Genomic DNA, 16,934 nt, shown 5'->3' with positions numbered 1-16,934 from the left:
ATAATGCGCCTGGCACGGCCGGATTGCAAGGGGCTTCAGGGCAGCTCGCCGGTGAGGTACCGCTGGATCGTGGGCGCGTAGATCGCGACCAGCCGGTCGGGGTCGAGGGAGGCGATCGGCTCGATCCGGACGACGTAGCGGGCGAGGATCAGCCCGATCACCTGGCTGGCGACCAGGGGCATCCGCAGCTCGGGCCGGTCGATGCCGAGCTGCTCGCCGACAGGGAGGAGCACCACGGGGAGGAACCCCTCGCGGATCAGCTTGTCGCCGCCCGGCTCGAGGATCCGGCGCAGGGTGGCGAGCAGGGCGGGCTGGAAGCCGGGGTCGTCCCAGACCGAGAGGAAGGTCCGGACCAGCTTCTCCGCGGCCTCCTCGACCGGCCCGGCGAGGGCGGCGCCGATGACCGCGCGGGGGTCGACCGGGAGGGCCAGCGCGGCGACGAAGAGGTCGTCCTTCGAGCCGAAGTAGTGGTGGACGAGCGCGGCGTCGACACCGGCGTCGACGGCGACCGCGCGGATCGTCGTACCCCCGAAGCCGACGGAGGCGAAGCGCTCACGCGCGGCCGCGAGGATCGCCGCCCGGGTGTCGGGACGGCCGGGCCGCCGGCCACGGCGGGTGGTGGTCGTCATCAGCCGCTGGTCGTCTTCTCGACCGCCAGGTGCTCGCGCGCGAACTCCAGCGACGCGCGGAGGTCCGCCTCGCGCTCCTCACGGGTGGTGCACCGGCGGGTGTTGATCTCGAGCACGACCTCGCCGCCGAAGCCTGCGTCCGCCAGGTGGCGCAGGAACTCGGCCGCGCCCATGGCCCCGCGGCCCGGCACCAGGTGCTCGTCCTTGGCCGAGCCGGAACCGTCGGTGAGGTGGACGTGGCGCAGCCGCGAGCCGAGCCGCTGGGCCATCTCGATCGGCGGGGTGTGCGCGATCGCGGCGTGGGAGAGGTCGATGGTCGCGTTGGCGTAGGGCTCGGTCGACGGGTCCCAGCCGGGGAGGTACATCTCCAGGTGGCGCCTGGAGGACGCCCGCCAGGGATACATGTTCTCCACCGCGAACGCGATGCCGGTCGACTCCTCGAGCGCTGCGATGCCGTTGACGAAGTCGCGGGCGTAGTCGCGCTGCCACCGGAACGGCGGGTGTACGACGACGACCTCTGCGCCGACCGCCTTCGCCATCTCCGCCGACCGCTCGAGCTTGCCCCACGGCTCCAGGCCCCAGACCCGCTGCGTGAAGAGCAGGCACGGCGCGTGGATCGCGCAGATCGGCATCTCGTGGTGGTCCATCAGCTGCTGGATGGCGCTCGTCTGCTGGGAGAGCGCGTCGATCCCGACCATCACCTCGACGGCCTCGTAGCCCAGCTCCACCGCCCAGCTGAACGCATGGGCGGTCGACTCGGGGTAGACCGAGGAGCTCGACAACCCGATCCGGGGACGTCCTGCTGCGGCCACGTCAGGCCCCGTCGGCCCCGACATCGCTGCCGAGCTTGTCGATGCGCTCGAGGATCACGCCCTCGCGCAGGGCCCACGGGCAGATCTCGAGTGCCTCCAGGTCGAAGATGTCCATGCACGCCTCGGCGACGAGAGCGCCCGGCACGATCTGGTGGGTCCGGCTCGGCGAGACGCCCGGCAGCGCCGCCAGCTCCTCCGGGGTCATGCCGACCAGCTTGGGGATCCACTCCTGCAGGTCGGCCAGACCGAGCGTCCGCGGCACCAGCCGCCCGTCGGTCGACGGCGCGGCGCCGCAGATGCGCGCGAGGGAGCGGAAGGTCTTCGAGGTCGCAGCGGCGCGGTGCGTCGTGCCGGTGCGGAGGACCTGGCCCGCGTCCTTCGCCAGCGCGGCGCGGATGGTCCGGCGGATCTTCTTCAGCTCGCCCTCCTGCAGCGGCGCGGTGAAGTACTTCGCTGCCAGCCGCGCAGCGCCCAGCGGCAGCGACTGCGCGATGTCGGGGCGCTCGTCGGTGCCGGAGGCGATCTCCAGCGAGCCGCCGCCGATGTCGAAGACGGTGAGCTTGCCGGCGGACCACCCGAACCACCGGCGGACGGCGAGGAACGTCAGCCGTGCCTCGTCCTCACCGGACAGCACCTCGATGGCGACGCCGGTGCGGTCGCGCACGTGAGCCAGCACCGTGTCGGAGTTCAGCGAGTCGCGGACGGCCGAGGTGGCGAACGACAGCATCTCCTCGCAGCCCTTGTCCTCGGCGACCACGAGCGCCTCCGCGGTGAACGACGTCAGCGCGTCGATCCCGCTCTGGGTGACGGCGCCCTCGTCGTCGAGGTGCTCGGCGAGGCGCAGCGGCTGCTTGAACGAGAAGGCCGGCAGCGGGGCGGCGCCTTCGTGGGCGTCCACCACGAGCAGGTGCCCGGTGTTCGAGCCGATGTCGAGCACGCCCAGCCGCATGGTCCCACCGTATCGCCCTGCCTCCGCACGGGCGGATGGCGCGAGTAGGTTTGAGGAATGCCCGAGGTCGACCTGGACTTCCCCCGAGCGTTCGTCGAGTTCGTCAACCCGGCCGACGAGTCCGAGGTGATGCGCTGCGACCTCACCTGGCTCACCTCGTCGTTCACCTGCATCTTCGGCCAGGGCTGCAAGGGGATCTACGCCGACTCCCCCGACACCGGCTGCTGCACCCTCGGCGCGCACTTCAGCGACAAGGACGACGAGCAGCGCGTCGCGTCGTGCGTTGCGCAGCTGACGCCCGAGCAGTGGCAGTTCCACCCCGGTCGCCCCGATGGCAAGGTGCGCACGAAGGACTGGGTGGAGAAGGACGAGGACGGCGAGCGGAAGACCCGCGCGATCGAGGTCGACGGGCAGCGGGGCTGCGTGTTCCACAACCGTGCCGACTTCGGCACGGGGGCGGGCTGCGCCCTGCACGGCCTCGCGCTGGAGCAGGGGCGCAACCCCCTCGAGACCAAGCCCGACGTGTGCTGGCAGCTCCCGATCCGCCGGCTCTACCGGGAGGTCGAGCGGCAGGACGGGTCGTCGTACACCGAGGTCACGATCACCGAGTACGACCGCCGCGGCTGGGGCGCGGGCGGCCACGACCTCGACTGGTACTGCTCCGGCAACACCGAGGCGCACGTCGCCGTCGAGCCGGTCTACGTCACCAACGAGCCCGAGCTGGTGGCGCTGATGGGGCGCCCGGCCTACGACGAGCTGGTCCGCCACTGCGAGGCGCACCTGCGATCGCGGTCGGCGCTGGCGCTGCATCCGGCCGACCGCTGACGGCTCCGTCGAGGCGGAGTCTCGACGTCAAGAGATTCCGACCCCGATGCCCGGTGGTGATCGCCACATGCTGAGAATGTCTGACATGCGCCTGGATCACCTGTCGTACGCAGCCGGCCCGGACGGACTCGCGGGCACTGCCGCCCGCCTCGGTGCGGCCCTCGGCCGCGAGTTCCTCGATGGCGGCGTGCACCCCCGCTTCGGCACCCGCAACATGATCCTGCCGCTCGCCGACGCGACCTACCTCGAGATCGTCGAGGCGCTCGACCACCCCGCGTCCGACAAGGCGCCGTTCGGCCAGGCCGTGCGCGCCCGCTCCGCCCTCGGCGGCGGCTGGCTCGGCTGGGTGGTCTCCGTCCCCGACATCACGCCGGTCGAGGAGCGGCTCGGCCGCGCCGCGGTCGCCGGCAACCGGCACCGTCCCGACGGCACCGAGCTCAAGTGGAAGCAGATCGGCATCCAGGGCCTGATCGCCGACCCGCAGCTCCCCTTCTTCATCCACTGGGAGGTGCCGGCCGAGCTCCACCCGTCGTACGGCGCCGACGGCTCCGTCTCCCTCGCCGGCATCGAGATCGCGGGCGACCCCCAGCGCGTCAGCGAGTGGCTCGGCGAGCCGGTCGAGGCTCCGCTCGAGGACGTCAAGGTCGAGTGGGTCGCCCCCCACGGCACCCCGGGCATCCTCGCCGCGCAGGTGCAGACCCCGGACGGGATCGTCCGGATCTGAGCGACCGGCCGGTCACGGGCGCCGTACCCAGCCCGAACATCTGGCACCACACGGCGACCTACGAGCTCGAGAACCGGGCCGCGGACCCCGACGGCCGGCTCTGGTCGGCGATGGAGGAGCGCGCCGACTGGCGCGGTCGCACCGTCCTGGACCTCGGCTGCGGGTCCGGCTTCCACCTGCCGCGCTTCGCCGAGTACGCCGCCGGCGTGATCGGGGTCGAGCCGCACCCGGGGCTCGTGCGGCTCGCGCGGCGGCGCATCCGCGGGCTGCCGCAGGTCGACGTCCGGTCCGGCACCGCGCAGGACGTCCCGCTGCCCGACGCCAGCGTCGACGTGGTGCACGCGCGCTGGGCCTACTTCTTTGGCCCCGGCTGCGAGCCCGGGCTCGCCGAGCTCGACCGCGTCGTCCGCCGCGGGGGCACGGCACTGGTCATCGACAACGACGGAGCGCGGTCGACTTTCGGGGGCTGGTTCCGCCGCGGCTACCCGCACCTCCCGCCGCCGGCCGAGATCGAGCGGTTCTGGGCGCAGCGCGGCTGGACCCGCACCCCGGTCGACATGGGCTGGCGCTTCGAGAGCCGCGCCGACCTCGAGGCCGTGGTGCGGATCGAGTTCAAGCGCGAGGTCGCCGACGAGATCCTGCGGCACCACCAGGGCCTCGACGTCGACTACGCCGTGAACCTCTGGTCGAAGGACTTCTAGGGACTTCTAGCCCGACGAGCCCCGCACCGCGAGGGTCGGCGACAGCAGGACCCCGCTGCCGTCGTACGGCTCCCGCGCGAGCAGCGACTCCAGCGCCCGCACCAGCTCGAGCGCGACCTGCTCGAGCGGCTGGCGGACCGAGGTCAGCCCGTGCGGGACGACCTGGGCGACCTGCGAGTCGTCGAAGCCGACGACCGCGACGTCGCGACCGGGGTGGAGGCCGCGCTGCGCGAGCGTGTGGAGCACGCCGACCGCGAGGGTGTCGGACGCGCAGACGATCGCCGTGGGTGCAGCACCGTCGAGGAGCGCGGCGCTGGCGTCGCGGCCGGCGTCGACCGTGTCCACCACGCAGACCGCGAGCCCGTCGGTCGGCCGACCGCTCGCGGCCACCACCCGCTCCCACCCGGCCTGCCGGTCCGCGGCGATGAAGGAGGTCTCGGACCAGCCCAGCCAGGCGATGCGCTCGTGGCCGCGGTCGACCAGGTGCTGGGTCGCGAGGGCCACTCCTGCCGCGCCGTCGACGTCGACCCAGCGGTGGGTGGCGTCGGGGTCGGCCCACGGGCGGCCGAACGCCACGAACGGCGCCCGTCGCTCGCTGAGCCACCGGGTCTGCGGGTTGCCGAGGTAGGTGTCGGTGACGATGAACGCGTCGACCGCGGTCGAGCTGAGCAGCTCGTCGTACCCCCGCACCAGGTCGGCGGCGGTGGTCTCCGGCTTGCCGGGACCGCCCGAGAAGAGCAGGACGTGGTAGCCCGCCTCGCGCGACTCCTCGACCAGCGCGTGCACGAACCGGTCCATCGCCGCGTTGGCGGTGAACTCCTGGGCCGGCGACATCCGGAGGCCGATCAGCTGGGACGCCCGCGTGCGCAGGTGGCGCGCCGCCCGGTTGGGCCGGTAGCCCAGCGCCTGGATCGCGTCCTGCACCCGGGCCAGCGTCTCGGCACGCAGCAGGTCGGGGTTGTTGACCGCGTTGGACACCGTCTGCCGGGAGACCCCGGCGCGCTCCGCGACGTCGGCCAGGGTGGGCGGCGGCGTCCGTGCGTACTCGGACATCGAGCGTCGCCCTCCTCCCGTACAGTCAGGTGTGTCGAGGATACGGCGCCGGCAGCGTGGCGTGAGGTGGTGCCGCCCGTCGCGCGCGGTGAGCCGACGACGGTCGGCCAAAACCGGGCGGTGCCGCCGAAGACACGCTCGGCCCACCGACGGATCGTCGGGGGTGTGGCTTAGCGTCGGCAGCATGGCTTCGAGCACACGGTCCCAGACGCGTCCGTCCTACCGGTGCTCGGAGTGCGGGTGGACGACGGCCAAATGGGTGGGCCGGTGCGGGGAGTGCCAGGCCTGGGGGTCGGTCGCCGAGGCCGGCGTCACCCCCGCAGGCCGTACGACGGCCGCACCTGTCACCACGCCCGCCGTGCCGATCGGCTCGGTGCCGGCGGAGGAGGCGCTGCACCACTCGTCCGGCGTCCCCGAGCTCGACCGGGTCCTCGGCGGCGGCCTCGTGCCGGGCGCCGCGGTCCTCCTGGCCGGCGAGCCCGGCGTCGGCAAGTCGACCCTCCTGCTCGAGGTGGCGGCCCGCACGGCGGCGCGCAGGCAGCGCACGCTCTACGTCACCGGCGAGGAGTCGGCCGCCCAGGTGCGGCTGCGGGCCGACCGCACCGACGCCGTCCACGACGAGCTCTACCTCGCCGCGGAGACCGACCTCGGGGCCGTGCTGACCCACATCGAGGACGTGCGGCCGCGGCTGGTCGTCGTCGACTCGGTCCAGACGATCGGCGCCTCGGGCGTCGACGGCGTGCCCGGCGGCGTCACCCAGGTGAAGGAGGTGGCCGCAGCACTGGTGCGGGTCGCCAAGACCCGCGGCATCACCGTGGTCCTGGTCGGCCACGTCACCAAGGACGGCTCGATCGCCGGCCCGCGGGTGCTCGAGCACCTCGTCGACGTCGTCCTCCACTTCGAGGGCGAGTCGGGCAGCCGGTTCCGGATGGTGCGCGCCGTGAAGAACCGGTTCGGCCCGGTCGACGAGGTCGGCTGCTTCGACCTCGGCCCCGACGGCATCACGGCCGTCACCGACCCGACCGGGATCTTCATCGAGCGCCACCACGGACGCGTCGCCGGCACCTGCGTGGCGGTGACCATGGAGGGCCGGCGGCCGCTGCTCGCGGAGGTGCAGTCGCTGGTGGCGCCGGCCGCGCAGGAGCGCCCGCGACGTACGACCTCCGGGGTCGACGGCTCCCGCCTCGCGATGGTGCTCGCGGTCCTCCAGCAGCACGCCGGCATCGGGCTCGGCCAGCGCGACGTCTTCGCGTCGACCGTCGGCGGCGCGAAGCTGACGGAGCCCGCCGCCGACCTGGCGCTCGCGATCGCGCTCGCGTCGTCCCACTTCCTCTCCCCCACCCCCGGAGGGGTCGTCGCGATGGGCGAGATCGGCCTGTCCGGCGAGCTGCGCCGGGTCCGTGAGGTCCAGCTGCGGCTCGCCGAAGCGGCCCGGCTCGGGTTCGAGCTCGCCGTCGTCCCGGCCGAGCCCGGCAGCACCGGCAGCTTCCGCGCCGTCGACGGGATGCGGGTCGTGGAGGCCCCCGACATCCGCACCGCCCTTCGCCTCCTCCACCTCGACCGGGCGCTCAAGGTCGTCGAGGGCTGATAACTCCTGCCCGCGACGTCGCAGACCCTTTAAGGTTGCGATCGAGCGGGTGACGACCCGGCCGAGGGATGGGAGTTCGTTGTGGCTGAGCGCCCAGGTGATCCGCGGCTTCGCGAGACACTGGCGTCGATAGCGCCCGGCACCGGGCTCCGCGACGGGCTCGAGCGGATCCTCCGCGGCCGCACCGGCGCGCTCATCGTCCTCGGCAACGACAAGACGGTCGAGCAGATCTCGACGGGCGGGTTCGAGCTCGACGTACCCTTCACCGCCACTGGCCTCCGCGAGCTGGCGAAGATGGACGGCGGCATCATCATCGACCGCGACATCACTCGGATCATCCGCGCCGCGGTCCACCTCATGCCCGACCACACGATCCCCTCCGAGGAGACCGGCACCCGGCACCGCACGGCCGACCGGGTCGCGCGCCAGACCGGGTTCCCCGTCATCTCGGTGTCGCAGTCGATGCAGATCATCGCGGCGTACGTCGGCGAGACCCGCCACGTCCTCGAGGACTCAGGCCAGATCCTGTCCCGTGCCAACCAGGCGCTGGCCACGCTGGAGCGCTACAAGCTGCGGCTCGACGAGGTCTCCGCGACGCTCTCCGCGCTCGAGATCGAGGACCTGGTGACGGTCCGCGACGTCGCCGTCGTGGCCCAGCGGCTGGAGATGGTCACCCGGATCGCCCGCGAGATCGACGACTACGTGCTCGAGCTCGGCACCGACGGGCGGCTGCTCGCGCTGCAGCTCGAGGAGCTGATCACCGGCGTCGACATCGAGCGCGAGCTCGTCATCCGCGACTACGTCCCGTCGCGCAGGCGCAGCCGCGAGCCCGACGAGCTCCTCGCCAAGCTGGAGGGCCTCTCCGCGACCGACCTGGTCGACCCGGCATCCGTGGCGCGCGTGCTCGGCATCGGTGCGGGCGAGCACCTCGACGGCGCCGTCGCCCCGCGAGGCTACCGGCTGCTCACCAAGGTCCCGCGCCTCCCCGACGGCGTGGTCGAGGGACTCGTCGACCACTTCGGCACCCTGCAGAAGCTGCTGTCCGCCGGCATCGACGACCTGCAGGCGGTCGAGGGCGTGGGCGAGCTCCGGGCCAGGAGCGTGCGCGAGGGCCTGTCCCGTCTCGCCGAGTCGACGATCCTCGAGCGGTATGTCTGAGGCCGGCAGTCTGCGAGGTACGAGCAGACTGCCGTTCGGCCGAAGAGGTTGAGGGCGCGCGCTTCTGTGAGCCTGCGAGCAGAAGCGACCGCGTCTCGAAACCCGAGCCGGCCTAGCGCCGGGGCGGTGCGCTGCTCTCGGTGTCGCTCGGCTGCTGCTCGTCGTCCTGCTCGGCGTCCTGCTCACCCTGCCGGTCGCCGCGCTCGCCCTTGCGGTCCTGCTCCGGTTCCGGCGCGACGGTGACCGTCTCGGGCGTCGGGGAGACGAGCTCGAAGTCCGACTCCGCCGGCTCGCCGCCGAGCGCCGCCGCGACGACCGTGTAGTCGCCGTCGAAGAGCCAGTCGCGGCGGGTGCAGTCGGGCGTGGACTCACGCGCGTCCCAGGTCATCTCGACGAGGGTCGCCACGACGCGTCGTACGACGACCGATTCCTCGGGCACCGGGTCGGGACACTCCCGGGAGGTCCAGACCTCCCGGCCGCCCTTCATGATCTTGAGGGACACCTTGTCGGAGCCGATCCGGAAGTAGCACGCGTCCGCCTGGGTCGTCTGCAGGCTGAGCCCGATGGTGACCGGCTGGCCTGCGACGGCCTCCTCGACCTGCGGGGTCACCCGCACGTCGGCCGGCTCGCAGTTGCCCTCGGGCTCGACGAGCACCGAGGGGTCGAACGTCGGCCCCTGCTGGGGCCCCCGGGAGCTGCGCCGGTCCTTGCGCCCCTTCTTGTCCTTCTCGGAGACGGTGATCGTCTCGGACGCGTCGACCCGGCCGCCGGCCTGCCGGGCCGCCGGCACCTCGTCGTCCTCGGCGTCACTTCCTCCGCCGAGCCAGTTCGCGATGACGAACACCAAGGTGGCGGCGAGCGCGAGGACGAAGACCCGGCGACGCCAGTAGACACCCGCCGGCAGCGGGCCACGGGTCAGCGGCGGCATGCTCCGAGGCTAGGCAGCAGTCGGGTCCGTGCGGCGGAGGCGCGTCGACACAGGGGACAATCGTTGCGATGACCACACTGCCGTCCCCCGACCTGGTCGCCCCGATCCTGGGGTGGTACGACGAGCACGCCCGCGACCTGCCGTGGCGCCGCCCGTCCGCGTCGGCCTGGTCGGTGCTGGTCTCGGAGTTCATGCTGCAGCAGACCCCGGTGTCACGGGTGCTGCCGGTCCACGAGGCCTGGCTGGCCCGGTGGCCGACCCCGGCCGCGCTGGCCGCGGAGTCCAGCGGCGAGGCGGTGCGGGCCTGGGGGCGGCTCGGCTACCCGCGACGGGCCCTACGGCTGCACGCCGCGGCGGTCGCGATCGAGACCGACCACGGCGGCGTCGTACCCGACTCCTACGACGCACTGCGCGCCCTTCCCGGCGTCGGCGACTACACCGCGGCCGCCGTGGCCGCGTTCGCCTACCGGCAGCGGCGGGTCGTGCTCGACACCAACGTCCGCCGGGTGCTCGGACGCGCGGTCAGCGCCGTGGAGTTCCCCGCCCGATCGGTGACGAAGGCCGAGCGCACGGTGGCCGAGGCGCTCCTCCCCGACGACCCGCCGACCGCCGCCACCTGGTCGGTCGCGGTGATGGAGCTCGGCGCGCTGGTCTGCACGGCGGACCGGCCGCGGTGCGACGCCTGCCCGGTCGTGCACCGCTGTGCCTGGCACGCCGCCGGCCGCCCGGCGTACGACGGCCCGCCCCGTCCCGTCCAGACCTACGCCGGCACCGACCGCCAGTGCCGCGGCCGGCTGCTCGCCGTGCTCCGTGATGCGCCCGGATCGGTGCCGAAGCCGCGGCTGGATGCCGTGTGGGACGACGACGCCCAGCGCGAGCGGTGCCTCGCCTCGCTGCTCGCCGACGGCCTGGTCGTCGCGGCGGGCGCCGGGCGCTACGCCCTCCCGTGACCGCAAACGCGGGACGGCGCCCGATCCCCGCCATCTCGTGACTGGGATCGGACGCCGGCCGCGTCGTCTGGCTACTCCCCCGACGTGCGCGGCACGTCGGACGGGCCGCCCTCGACCGGGGTGGCGGGACCGTCCGGGCCGCCCTCGACCGCGGTGGTCTCGAGCGGCGGCAGGTCGGGAAGCTCGCTGACCTTCTGGCCCTCGAAGGTGAAGGTCGCGGTCGGACCTTCGCCCTCGATGTCGACGAGCACGATCTGACCGGGGCCGACCTCGCCGTAGAGCATCTTCTCGGCGAGCACGTCCTCGATCTCCCGCTGGACCGTGCGGCGCAGCGGCCGGGCGCCCAGCACCGGGTCGAAGCCCCGCTGCGCGAGCAGGTTCTTCGCCGCCGACGTGAGCTCGATCCGCATGTCGCGGTCGCGCATCCGCAGCTCGACCGACGCGATCATGTTGTCGACCATCGCCACGATCTGCTCCTGGCTCAGCGGCGGGAAGACGATGATCTCGTCGACACGGTTGAGGAACTCCGGCCGGAAGTGCTGCTTCAGCTCGTCGGAGACCTTCGCCTTCATCCGGTCGTAGGAGCCGGCAGCGTCGCCCGACTGCTGGAAGCCGAGGTTGATGCCCTTCGCGATGTCCCGGGTGCCGAGGTTGGTCGTCATGATGATGACGGTGTTCTTGAAGTCGACGACCCGGCCCTGGGAGTCGGTCAGGCGACCTTCCTCCAGGATCTGCAGCAGGCTGTTGAAGATGTCGGGGTGGGCCTTCTCGACCTCGTCGAAGAGGACAACGGAGAACGGCTTCCGGCGCACCTTCTCGGTGAGCTGGCCGCCCTCTTCGTAGCCGACGTAGCCCGGAGGCGAGCCGAACAGCCGCGAGACCGTGTGCTTCTCGCCGAACTCGCTCATGTCGAGCTGGATCAGGGCGTCCTCGTCGCCGAAGAGGAACTCCGCGAGCGTCTTGGACAGCCACGTCTTACCGACACCGGACGGGCCGGCGAAGATGAACGAGCCGCCGGGACGCTTCGGGTCCTTCAGGCCGGCACGGGTACGACGGATCGCGCGGCTGAGGGCCTTGACGGCCTCCTCCTGGCCGATGACCCGCTTGTGGAGCTCGTCCTCCATCTTGAGCAGTCGCGTGGACTCCTCCTCGGACAGCTTCACGATCGGGATGCCGGTCGCGACCGCGAGCACCTCGGCGATCAGCTCCTCGTCGACCTCGGCGACCTCGTCCATGTCGCCCGCGCGCCACTGCTTCTCGCGCTCGGCCTTCTTGAGGATGAGCTGCTTCTCCTCGTCACGCAGGCGCGCGGCGGCCTCGAAGTCCTGGCCGTCGATCGCGGCCTCCTTGCGCTGCCGCACCTCGGCGATCTTGTCGTCGTACTCCCGCAGGTCGGCCGGGGCCGTCATCCGCCGGATGCGCAGCCGCGAGCCGGCCTCGTCGATGAGGTCGATGGCCTTGTCGGGCAGGAACCGGTCGGAGATGTAGCGGTCGGCCAGCGTCGCGGCCGAGACCAGCGCCTCGTCGGTGATGGTCACCCGGTGGTGCGCCTCGTAACGGTCGCGCAGGCCCTTGAGCATCTCGATCGTGTGGGCGATCGACGGCTCTGCCACCTGGATCGGCTGGAAGCGCCGCTCGAGCGCGGCGTCCTTCTCGAGGTACTTGCGGTACTCGTCGAGGGTCGTCGCACCGATCGTCTGCAGCTCACCGCGCGCCAGCATCGGCTTGAGGATGCTCGCTGCGTCGATCGCGCCCTCGGCCGCGCCGGCGCCGACGAGCGTGTGGATCTCGTCGATGAACAGCACGATGTCGCCGCGCGTGCGGATCTCCTTCAGCACCTTCTTGAGGCGCTCCTCGAAGTCACCGCGGTAGCGGCTGCCGGCGACCAGGGCGCCGAGGTCGAGGGTGTAGATCTGCTTGTCCTTGAGCGTCTCGGGCACGTTGCCCTTGACGATGTCCTGGGCCAGGCCCTCGACGATCGTCGTCTTGCCGACGCCGGGCTCGCCGATGAGGACCGGGTTGTTCTTCGTCCGGCGGGACAGGATCTGCATGACCCGCTCGATCTCCTGCTCGCGACCGATGACCGGGTCGAGCTTGCCCTCGCGGGCGTCCTGGGTCAGGTTGCGGCCGAACTGGTCGAGCACGAGCGACGACGACGGTGCGTCGCTGCTGCCGCTGCCGGTCGACGCGGCCGCCGAGCCGGACTCCTTGCCCTGGAACCCGGAGAGCAGCTGGATGACCTGCTGGCGGACCCGGTTGAGGTCGGCGCCGAGCTTCTGCAGCACCTGGGCCGCGACGCCCTCGCCCTCACGGATGAGCCCGAGCAGGATGTGCTCGGTGCCGATGTAGGAGTGGCCGAGCTGGAGCGCCTCGCGCAGGGACAGCTCGAGCACCTTCTTGGCCCGCGGCGTGAACGGGATGTGCCCGCTCGGCGCCTGCTGGCCCTGGCCGATGATCTCCTCGACCTGGGCGCGCACGGCCTCGAGCGAGATGTCGAGGGACTCCAGCGCCTTGGCGGCGACGCCCTCGCCCTCGTGGATCAGGCCGAGCAGGATGTGCTCGGTCCCGATGTAGTTGTGGGAGAGCATGCGGGCCTCTTCCTGGGCCAGCACGACCACCCGGCGGGCTCGGTCAGTGAACCGCTCGAACATCTGTTGCTCCTCCACACGTCACGGGGCGTACGACGGGTACAACCCCTCTCCCACCCTACGCGTTCCGGTGAAGCACAGAATCCCGTCCGCTGACAGCGAACAGTGCGTGAGATGGGCTCAGTTCGCGGAGTCGAACGCGGAGCGCACGTCGGCAGGGATCCGGCCCCGGTCGGGGACGGTGAAGCCGTTGTCACGGGCCCAGGCGCGGACCTCGGCCGCCGAGGCGCCACCGGCGGCCGCCGTCGCCTTGGAGCGGGTACGACGACCGCTGCTGCTGACCTTGCGGGCGTGACCGACGTACGCGGCGAGCGCGTCGCGCAGCTTCGTGGCGTTCTTCTCGTTGAGGTCGATCTCGTAAGACGTGCCGTCGAGCCCGAAGGCGACCGTCTCCGTCGCGTCGGAGCCGTCGATGTCGTCGACCAGAACGATGTTCACGCGCTGTGCCATGGTGAAGCCTTCCTCCCAGGTGTCGGCAGCCCGATATCGGATGCCTGAGCGAATAGTGCCGCATTCTTCCGATAAAGGAAAGTTGGCAAATTCAGGCAAATACAAATCGGGCTCTACCGCACATTCCGGAGGAATACTTTTTCGAGGCCGCGCAGGGTCAGCCATGGCGAATGGTCGGTGAAACACCGGCATTCCTCGAGGACCAGGGGGGCGAGATATCCGGTCGCGATCACGCTCACCTCGCCGGGCTCGACACCGAGGGCGGAGGTGATCCGCTCGACCATCCCCTCGACCTGGCTGGCCACGCCGAAGAGCATCCCGGACTGCAGCGCCTCGACCGTGTTCTTGCCGATCACGCCGCGCGGGCGCGCCAGCTCGACCATCCGCAGCTGGGCACCGCGCCGGCCGAGCGCCTCGATCGAGATCTCGATCCCGGGCGTGATCGCGCCACCGACGTAGCGGCCCTCGCCGTCGATGACGTCGAATGTCGTGGCCGTGCCGCCGAAATCGACGACGATCGCGGGTCCGCCGAAATCGTTGGCCGCGGCCAGCGCATTGATGATGCGGTCGGTCCCGACCTCGCGCGGATTGTCGACGAGGATCGGCACCCCGGTGCGGACCCCTGGTTCGACGACGACGTGCGGGATATCACCGAAATGGCGTGCCAACATCTCGCGCCAGGAATTCAGGACCGCAGGCACGGTGGCGCAGACCGAGATGCCGGAGATCTCGGCGGTCTCGGGTCCCAGCAGTCCGCGCAGCAGCACGGCCCACTCGTCGGCGGTGCGGTGCTCCTCGGTGGCGACCCGCCAGTGCGAGCCCACCTCGCCGTCGTGGATCATCCCGAGGACCGTGTGCGCGTTGCCGATGTCGACCGTCAGGAGCGTCATGGGTCAGGCCTCGCGCAGGTCCATGCCGAGGTCGAACACCTTGACCGAGTGGGTGAGCGCGCCGACGGAGATGAAGTCGACGCCGGTCTCCGCGACCTCGCGGGCCCGCTCGATGGTGAGACCGCCCGACGCCTCGAGCGTCGCGCGGCCGGCGTTGATCGCGACGGCCTCGGCCATGGTCGCCGTCGGCATGTTGTCGAGCAGGACCTCGGTGCAGCCGGCGTCGAGCAGCTCGCGGAGCTGGTCGAGGTCGGTCACCTCCACCTCGACCCGCAGGTCGGGATAGGCCGCGCGCACCGCCTGGTAGGCCGGCACCACGCCGCCCGCGGCCAGCACGTGGTTGTCCTTGACCATCGCCCGGTCCGACAGGCTGAACCGGTGGTTGACCCCGCCGCCGCAGGCGACGGCGTACTTCTGCAGCGCGCGCAGCCCCGGCAGCGTCTTCCGGGTGTCGAGCACCCGGGCGCGGGTGCCCTCGAGGGCGGCGACCCACGCAGCGGTCGCGGTCGCGACGCCCGAGAGGTGGCAGGCCAGGTTGAGCGCGGTGCGCTCCGCGGTGAGCAGGCCGCGCACCGGTCCGGCCACCGTCAGGACGGCGTCGCCCGGCTGGACCGCGGTGCCGTCGGCGACCCGCAGCGGGACGTCGACGTCAGCGCCCAGCACCATCCGGAAGACCAGCTCGGCGACCCCGAGCCCGGCGACGACACCGGGCTCGCGGGCGTTGAAGTCGGCGACACCACGGGTGTCGGCGGCGATCGTCGCGGCGCTGGTGACGTCCTCGGTCGGCACGTCCTCGGCGAGGGCCGCCGCGACCAGGTCGTAGGTCGCCCGCGGGTCGAGCCCGCCCAACGCGTGCTCGTCGACCAGCGCCTCCGGCATCGCGTCGTACGGCGTCAGCGTGAGCGTCATGCGGATCCCCCCGTCGCGGACAGGTCGGTGTCGGTGGCCGGGGCCGGGTGGAAGGTCACCGTGGTGACCCCGTCGGCCATGGAGACGTCGAAGTGGCCGGCCCACCGCTCGTCGTCGCGCTCGGGGAAGTCGTCGCGCCAGTGGGACCCGCGGGTCTCCTCCCGGAGCGCGGCGGCGTCGGCGAGGGCGGCGCCGATCGTGAGCAGGTTGGTCGTCTCCCACGAGTCCTGGTCGACCTGCTCCGCCGCGTGGCCGCCCAGCTTGTCGAGCAGGGCGGTCGCCTCGGCGAGCCCGTCGGCCGAGCGGAGCACGCCGACCCGGGAGGTCATCGTCTCCTGCAGCTCTCTGCGCACCGCGCCCGTCACGAGCCCGGCCGTGCGGTGGTCCGCCACGGGGTCTGACCACGGCCGCAGCTCGCCGGGCAGAACCGCAGCGATCCGCCGCGAGAAGACGAGGCCCTCGAGCAGGGAGTTCGACGCCAGCCGGTTGGCGCCGTGCACACCGGAGCAGGCGACCTCACCGGTGGCGTAGAGACCGGGGAGGTCGGTCCGGCCGTCGAGGTCGGTACGGACGCCGCCCGACGCGTAGTGGCAGGCGGGCGCGACCGGGATCAGCTGGGTCACCGGGTCGAGGCCGTGGGAGCGCGCGGTGGCGAGGATGGTCGGGAACCGCTTCTCCCAGAACGCGGCACCGAGATGGCGTGCGTCGAGCCACATGTGCGGCTGCCCGGTCTCGAGCATCCGCTTCATGATCGCCTTCGCGACCACGTCGCGCGGTGCGAGGTCGGCCAGCGGGTGCACGCCCGGCATCAGCCGGTCGCCCTCGTGGTCGACGAGGAACGCGCCCTCGCCGCGGACGGCCTCGGAGATGAGCGGCTGCTGGCCGCGTGAGTCCGGCCCGAGGTACATCACGGTCGGGTGGAACTGGACGAACTCCAGGTCGCGCAGGGTCGCGCCCGCCCGGAGGGCGATCGCCAGGCCGTCGCCGGTGGAGACGGCCGGGTTGGTGGTCTGGGAGAAGACCTGGCCGAGGCCGCCGCTGGCGAGCACGACCGCCCGGCAGTGGACGGCGCCGACACCGTCGCGAACACCCTCGCCGATCACGTGGAGGGTCACGCCGGCCACGCCGCCGTCCTCGTCGAGGAGCAGGTCGACGGCCAGCGCGTGCTGGATGACCTCGATGTCGGGCGCCGCCTCGATGGCCGCGATCAGCGCCCGCTGGATCTCTGCGCCGGTGGCGTCGCCGCCGGCGTGCGCGATCCGGTCGCGGTGGTGGCCGCCCTCCCGGGTCAGCGAGAGCTCGCCGGCGGCGTCGAGGTCGAAGTTGGTGCCGAGCGCGATCAGCTCGTGGACGGCGTCGGGGCCCTCCGTCACCAGCACCCGCACCGCGTCCCGGTCGCAGGCGCCCGCGCCCGCGACGAGGGTGTCGACCTCGTGCTCCTCGGGGGTGTCCTCCGGCCCGAGCGCGGCGGCGATGCCGCCCTGGGCCCACTGGGTCGACCCGGCGTTGAGCACGTCCTTGGTCACGACCAGCACCGTGCCGACGTGCTCGCGGAGCCGCAGCGCCGCGGTGAGCCCGGCGATGCCGGACCCGATGATCACCACGTCGGCCTGCGTCGTCCAGCCGGGCTGCGGCGCCGTCAGCCGACCGGGCAGGCGCCGCGTCGCGGCGGGAGCGTCTGGCATCCGTGCAGGCTACCGAGTGAGCGACCGGGTGGGCG

General features: G+C 72.3%; 16 protein-coding genes. 6 read left to right on the top strand and 10 right to left on the bottom strand.

Annotation, left to right across the window (positions count from 1 at the left end):
* Positions 1-35: 35 nt before the first annotated feature.
* Genes F0U47_RS05110 through F0U47_RS05100 form a run of 3 tightly spaced genes read right to left on the bottom strand, consistent with a single transcriptional unit; the run spans position 36 to position 2,390 of the window.
* Positions 36-629 (bottom strand): TetR/AcrR family transcriptional regulator, encoded by a 594-nt coding sequence (locus F0U47_RS05110; protein ID WP_149749250.1) that lies wholly within the window; start codon positions 627-629, stop codon positions 36-38.
* Positions 629-1,441, bottom strand: coding sequence for a sugar phosphate isomerase/epimerase family protein (locus F0U47_RS05105; RefSeq protein ID WP_246159461.1), 813 nt, complete (start codon positions 1,439-1,441; stop codon positions 629-631). The genes F0U47_RS05110 and F0U47_RS05105 overlap by 1 nt, the downstream gene beginning before the upstream one ends.
* A gap of 1 nt (position 1,442) precedes the next feature.
* Positions 1,443-2,390 carry a Ppx/GppA family phosphatase gene (locus tag F0U47_RS05100; protein ID WP_149749248.1) on the bottom strand — a complete coding sequence of 316 codons (948 nt, stop codon included), beginning with the start codon at positions 2,388-2,390 and terminating at the stop codon, positions 1,443-1,445.
* Between the two features lie 57 nt (positions 2,391-2,447).
* Between F0U47_RS05100 and F0U47_RS05095 the strand changes: the two genes are divergently transcribed.
* The 3 genes from F0U47_RS05095 to F0U47_RS05085 all read left to right on the top strand — a co-directional run bounded on the left by F0U47_RS05095 (position 2,448) and on the right by F0U47_RS05085 (position 4,640).
* The gene (locus tag F0U47_RS05095; protein ID WP_149749247.1) at positions 2,448-3,215 is read left to right on the top strand and encodes a DUF3109 family protein; all 768 of its coding nucleotides are present in this window, start codon (positions 2,448-2,450) and stop codon (positions 3,213-3,215) included.
* 85 nt (positions 3,216-3,300) lie between these two features.
* Positions 3,301-3,939 carry a VOC family protein gene (locus F0U47_RS05090; RefSeq protein ID WP_149749246.1) on the top strand — a complete coding sequence of 213 codons (639 nt, stop codon included), beginning with the start codon at positions 3,301-3,303 and terminating at the stop codon, positions 3,937-3,939.
* Positions 3,864-4,640, top strand: a complete 777-nt coding sequence (locus F0U47_RS05085; protein WP_246159460.1) for a class I SAM-dependent methyltransferase — start codon at positions 3,864-3,866, stop codon at positions 4,638-4,640. The genes F0U47_RS05090 and F0U47_RS05085 overlap by 76 nt, the downstream gene beginning before the upstream one ends.
* Positions 4,641-4,646: 6 nt before the next feature.
* Here F0U47_RS05085 and F0U47_RS05080 read toward each other — a convergent pair whose 3' ends face one another.
* Positions 4,647-5,693, bottom strand: coding sequence for a LacI family DNA-binding transcriptional regulator (locus F0U47_RS05080; protein ID WP_149749245.1), 1,047 nt, complete (start codon positions 5,691-5,693; stop codon positions 4,647-4,649).
* 184 nt (positions 5,694-5,877) lie between these two features.
* Here F0U47_RS05080 and radA point away from each other — a divergent pair, with 184 nt between their 5' ends.
* The gene (gene radA / locus F0U47_RS05075; protein WP_149749244.1) at positions 5,878-7,281 is read left to right on the top strand and encodes a DNA repair protein RadA; all 1,404 of its coding nucleotides are present in this window, start codon (positions 5,878-5,880) and stop codon (positions 7,279-7,281) included.
* An 81-nt stretch (positions 7,282-7,362) separates the two neighbouring features.
* On the top strand, positions 7,363-8,439 hold the full coding sequence (gene disA / locus F0U47_RS05070) for a DNA integrity scanning diadenylate cyclase DisA (protein WP_149749243.1): 1,077 nt from the start codon (positions 7,363-7,365) through the stop codon (positions 8,437-8,439).
* Between the two features lie 112 nt (positions 8,440-8,551).
* Here the strand turns inward: disA and F0U47_RS05065 are convergent, their stop codons facing one another.
* Positions 8,552-9,367 (bottom strand): hypothetical protein, encoded by an 816-nt coding sequence (locus F0U47_RS05065; RefSeq protein WP_149749242.1) that lies wholly within the window; start codon positions 9,365-9,367, stop codon positions 8,552-8,554.
* Between the two features lie 68 nt (positions 9,368-9,435).
* On the opposite strand from F0U47_RS05065, the gene F0U47_RS05060 reads away from it, so the two are divergent.
* Positions 9,436-10,317, top strand: a complete 882-nt coding sequence (locus F0U47_RS05060; protein ID WP_149749241.1) for an HhH-GPD family protein — start codon at positions 9,436-9,438, stop codon at positions 10,315-10,317.
* A 71-nt stretch (positions 10,318-10,388) separates the two neighbouring features.
* Here the strand turns inward: F0U47_RS05060 and F0U47_RS05055 are convergent, their stop codons facing one another.
* From F0U47_RS05055 to F0U47_RS05035, 5 genes are all read right to left on the bottom strand, one after another.
* Positions 10,389-12,968 carry an ATP-dependent Clp protease ATP-binding subunit gene (locus tag F0U47_RS05055; RefSeq protein ID WP_149749240.1) on the bottom strand — a complete coding sequence of 860 codons (2,580 nt, stop codon included), beginning with the start codon at positions 12,966-12,968 and terminating at the stop codon, positions 10,389-10,391.
* A 117-nt stretch (positions 12,969-13,085) separates the two neighbouring features.
* The gene (locus F0U47_RS05050; protein ID WP_149749239.1) at positions 13,086-13,415 is read right to left on the bottom strand and encodes a histone-like nucleoid-structuring protein Lsr2; all 330 of its coding nucleotides are present in this window, start codon (positions 13,413-13,415) and stop codon (positions 13,086-13,088) included.
* 113 nt (positions 13,416-13,528) lie between these two features.
* Positions 13,529-14,305 (bottom strand): type III pantothenate kinase, encoded by a 777-nt coding sequence (locus tag F0U47_RS05045; protein ID WP_149749238.1) that lies wholly within the window; start codon positions 14,303-14,305, stop codon positions 13,529-13,531.
* Positions 14,306-14,308: 3 nt separating this feature from the next.
* On the bottom strand, positions 14,309-15,214 hold the full coding sequence (nadC, locus tag F0U47_RS05040; RefSeq protein WP_149749237.1) for a carboxylating nicotinate-nucleotide diphosphorylase: 906 nt from the start codon (positions 15,212-15,214) through the stop codon (positions 14,309-14,311).
* Complete coding sequence (locus F0U47_RS05035; protein WP_188111177.1) at positions 15,211-16,899, bottom strand: L-aspartate oxidase; 1,689 nt, start codon at positions 16,897-16,899, stop codon at positions 15,211-15,213. Before F0U47_RS05035 ends, nadC begins: the two co-directional genes overlap by 4 nt.
* Between the last annotated feature and the right edge of the window lie 35 nt (positions 16,900-16,934).

Origin of the sequence: Nocardioides antri, from assembly GCF_008373765.1 — a bacterium.
Lineage (GTDB): Bacteria > Actinomycetota > Actinomycetes > Propionibacteriales > Nocardioidaceae > Nocardioides > Nocardioides antri.
The sequence above is the reverse complement of the archived record's forward strand: the minus strand, read 5'-3'. Positions and strand labels throughout refer to the sequence as shown.

Coding starts and splice junctions, on each gene's coding strand:
- F0U47_RS05110 (WP_149749250.1), bottom strand. CDS start 629: ATGACGACCACCACCCGCCGTGGCCGGCGGCCCGGCCGTCCCGACACC.
- F0U47_RS05100 (WP_149749248.1), bottom strand. CDS start 2,390: ATGCGGCTGGGCGTGCTCGACATCGGCTCGAACACCGGGCACCTGCTC.
- F0U47_RS05095 (WP_149749247.1), top strand. CDS start 2,448: ATGCCCGAGGTCGACCTGGACTTCCCCCGAGCGTTCGTCGAGTTCGTC.
- F0U47_RS05090 (WP_149749246.1), top strand. CDS start 3,301: ATGCGCCTGGATCACCTGTCGTACGCAGCCGGCCCGGACGGACTCGCG.
- F0U47_RS05080 (WP_149749245.1), bottom strand. CDS start 5,693: ATGTCCGAGTACGCACGGACGCCGCCGCCCACCCTGGCCGACGTCGCG.
- radA (WP_149749244.1), top strand. CDS start 5,878: ATGGCTTCGAGCACACGGTCCCAGACGCGTCCGTCCTACCGGTGCTCG.
- F0U47_RS05065 (WP_149749242.1), bottom strand. CDS start 9,367: ATGCCGCCGCTGACCCGTGGCCCGCTGCCGGCGGGTGTCTACTGGCGT.
- F0U47_RS05060 (WP_149749241.1), top strand. CDS start 9,436: ATGACCACACTGCCGTCCCCCGACCTGGTCGCCCCGATCCTGGGGTGG.
- F0U47_RS05055 (WP_149749240.1), bottom strand. CDS start 12,968: ATGTTCGAGCGGTTCACTGACCGAGCCCGCCGGGTGGTCGTGCTGGCC.
- F0U47_RS05050 (WP_149749239.1), bottom strand. CDS start 13,415: ATGGCACAGCGCGTGAACATCGTTCTGGTCGACGACATCGACGGCTCC.
- F0U47_RS05045 (WP_149749238.1), bottom strand. CDS start 14,305: ATGACGCTCCTGACGGTCGACATCGGCAACGCGCACACGGTCCTCGGG.
- nadC (WP_149749237.1), bottom strand. CDS start 15,214: ATGACGCTCACGCTGACGCCGTACGACGCGATGCCGGAGGCGCTGGTC.
- F0U47_RS05035 (WP_188111177.1), bottom strand. CDS start 16,899: ATGCCAGACGCTCCCGCCGCGACGCGGCGCCTGCCCGGTCGGCTGACG.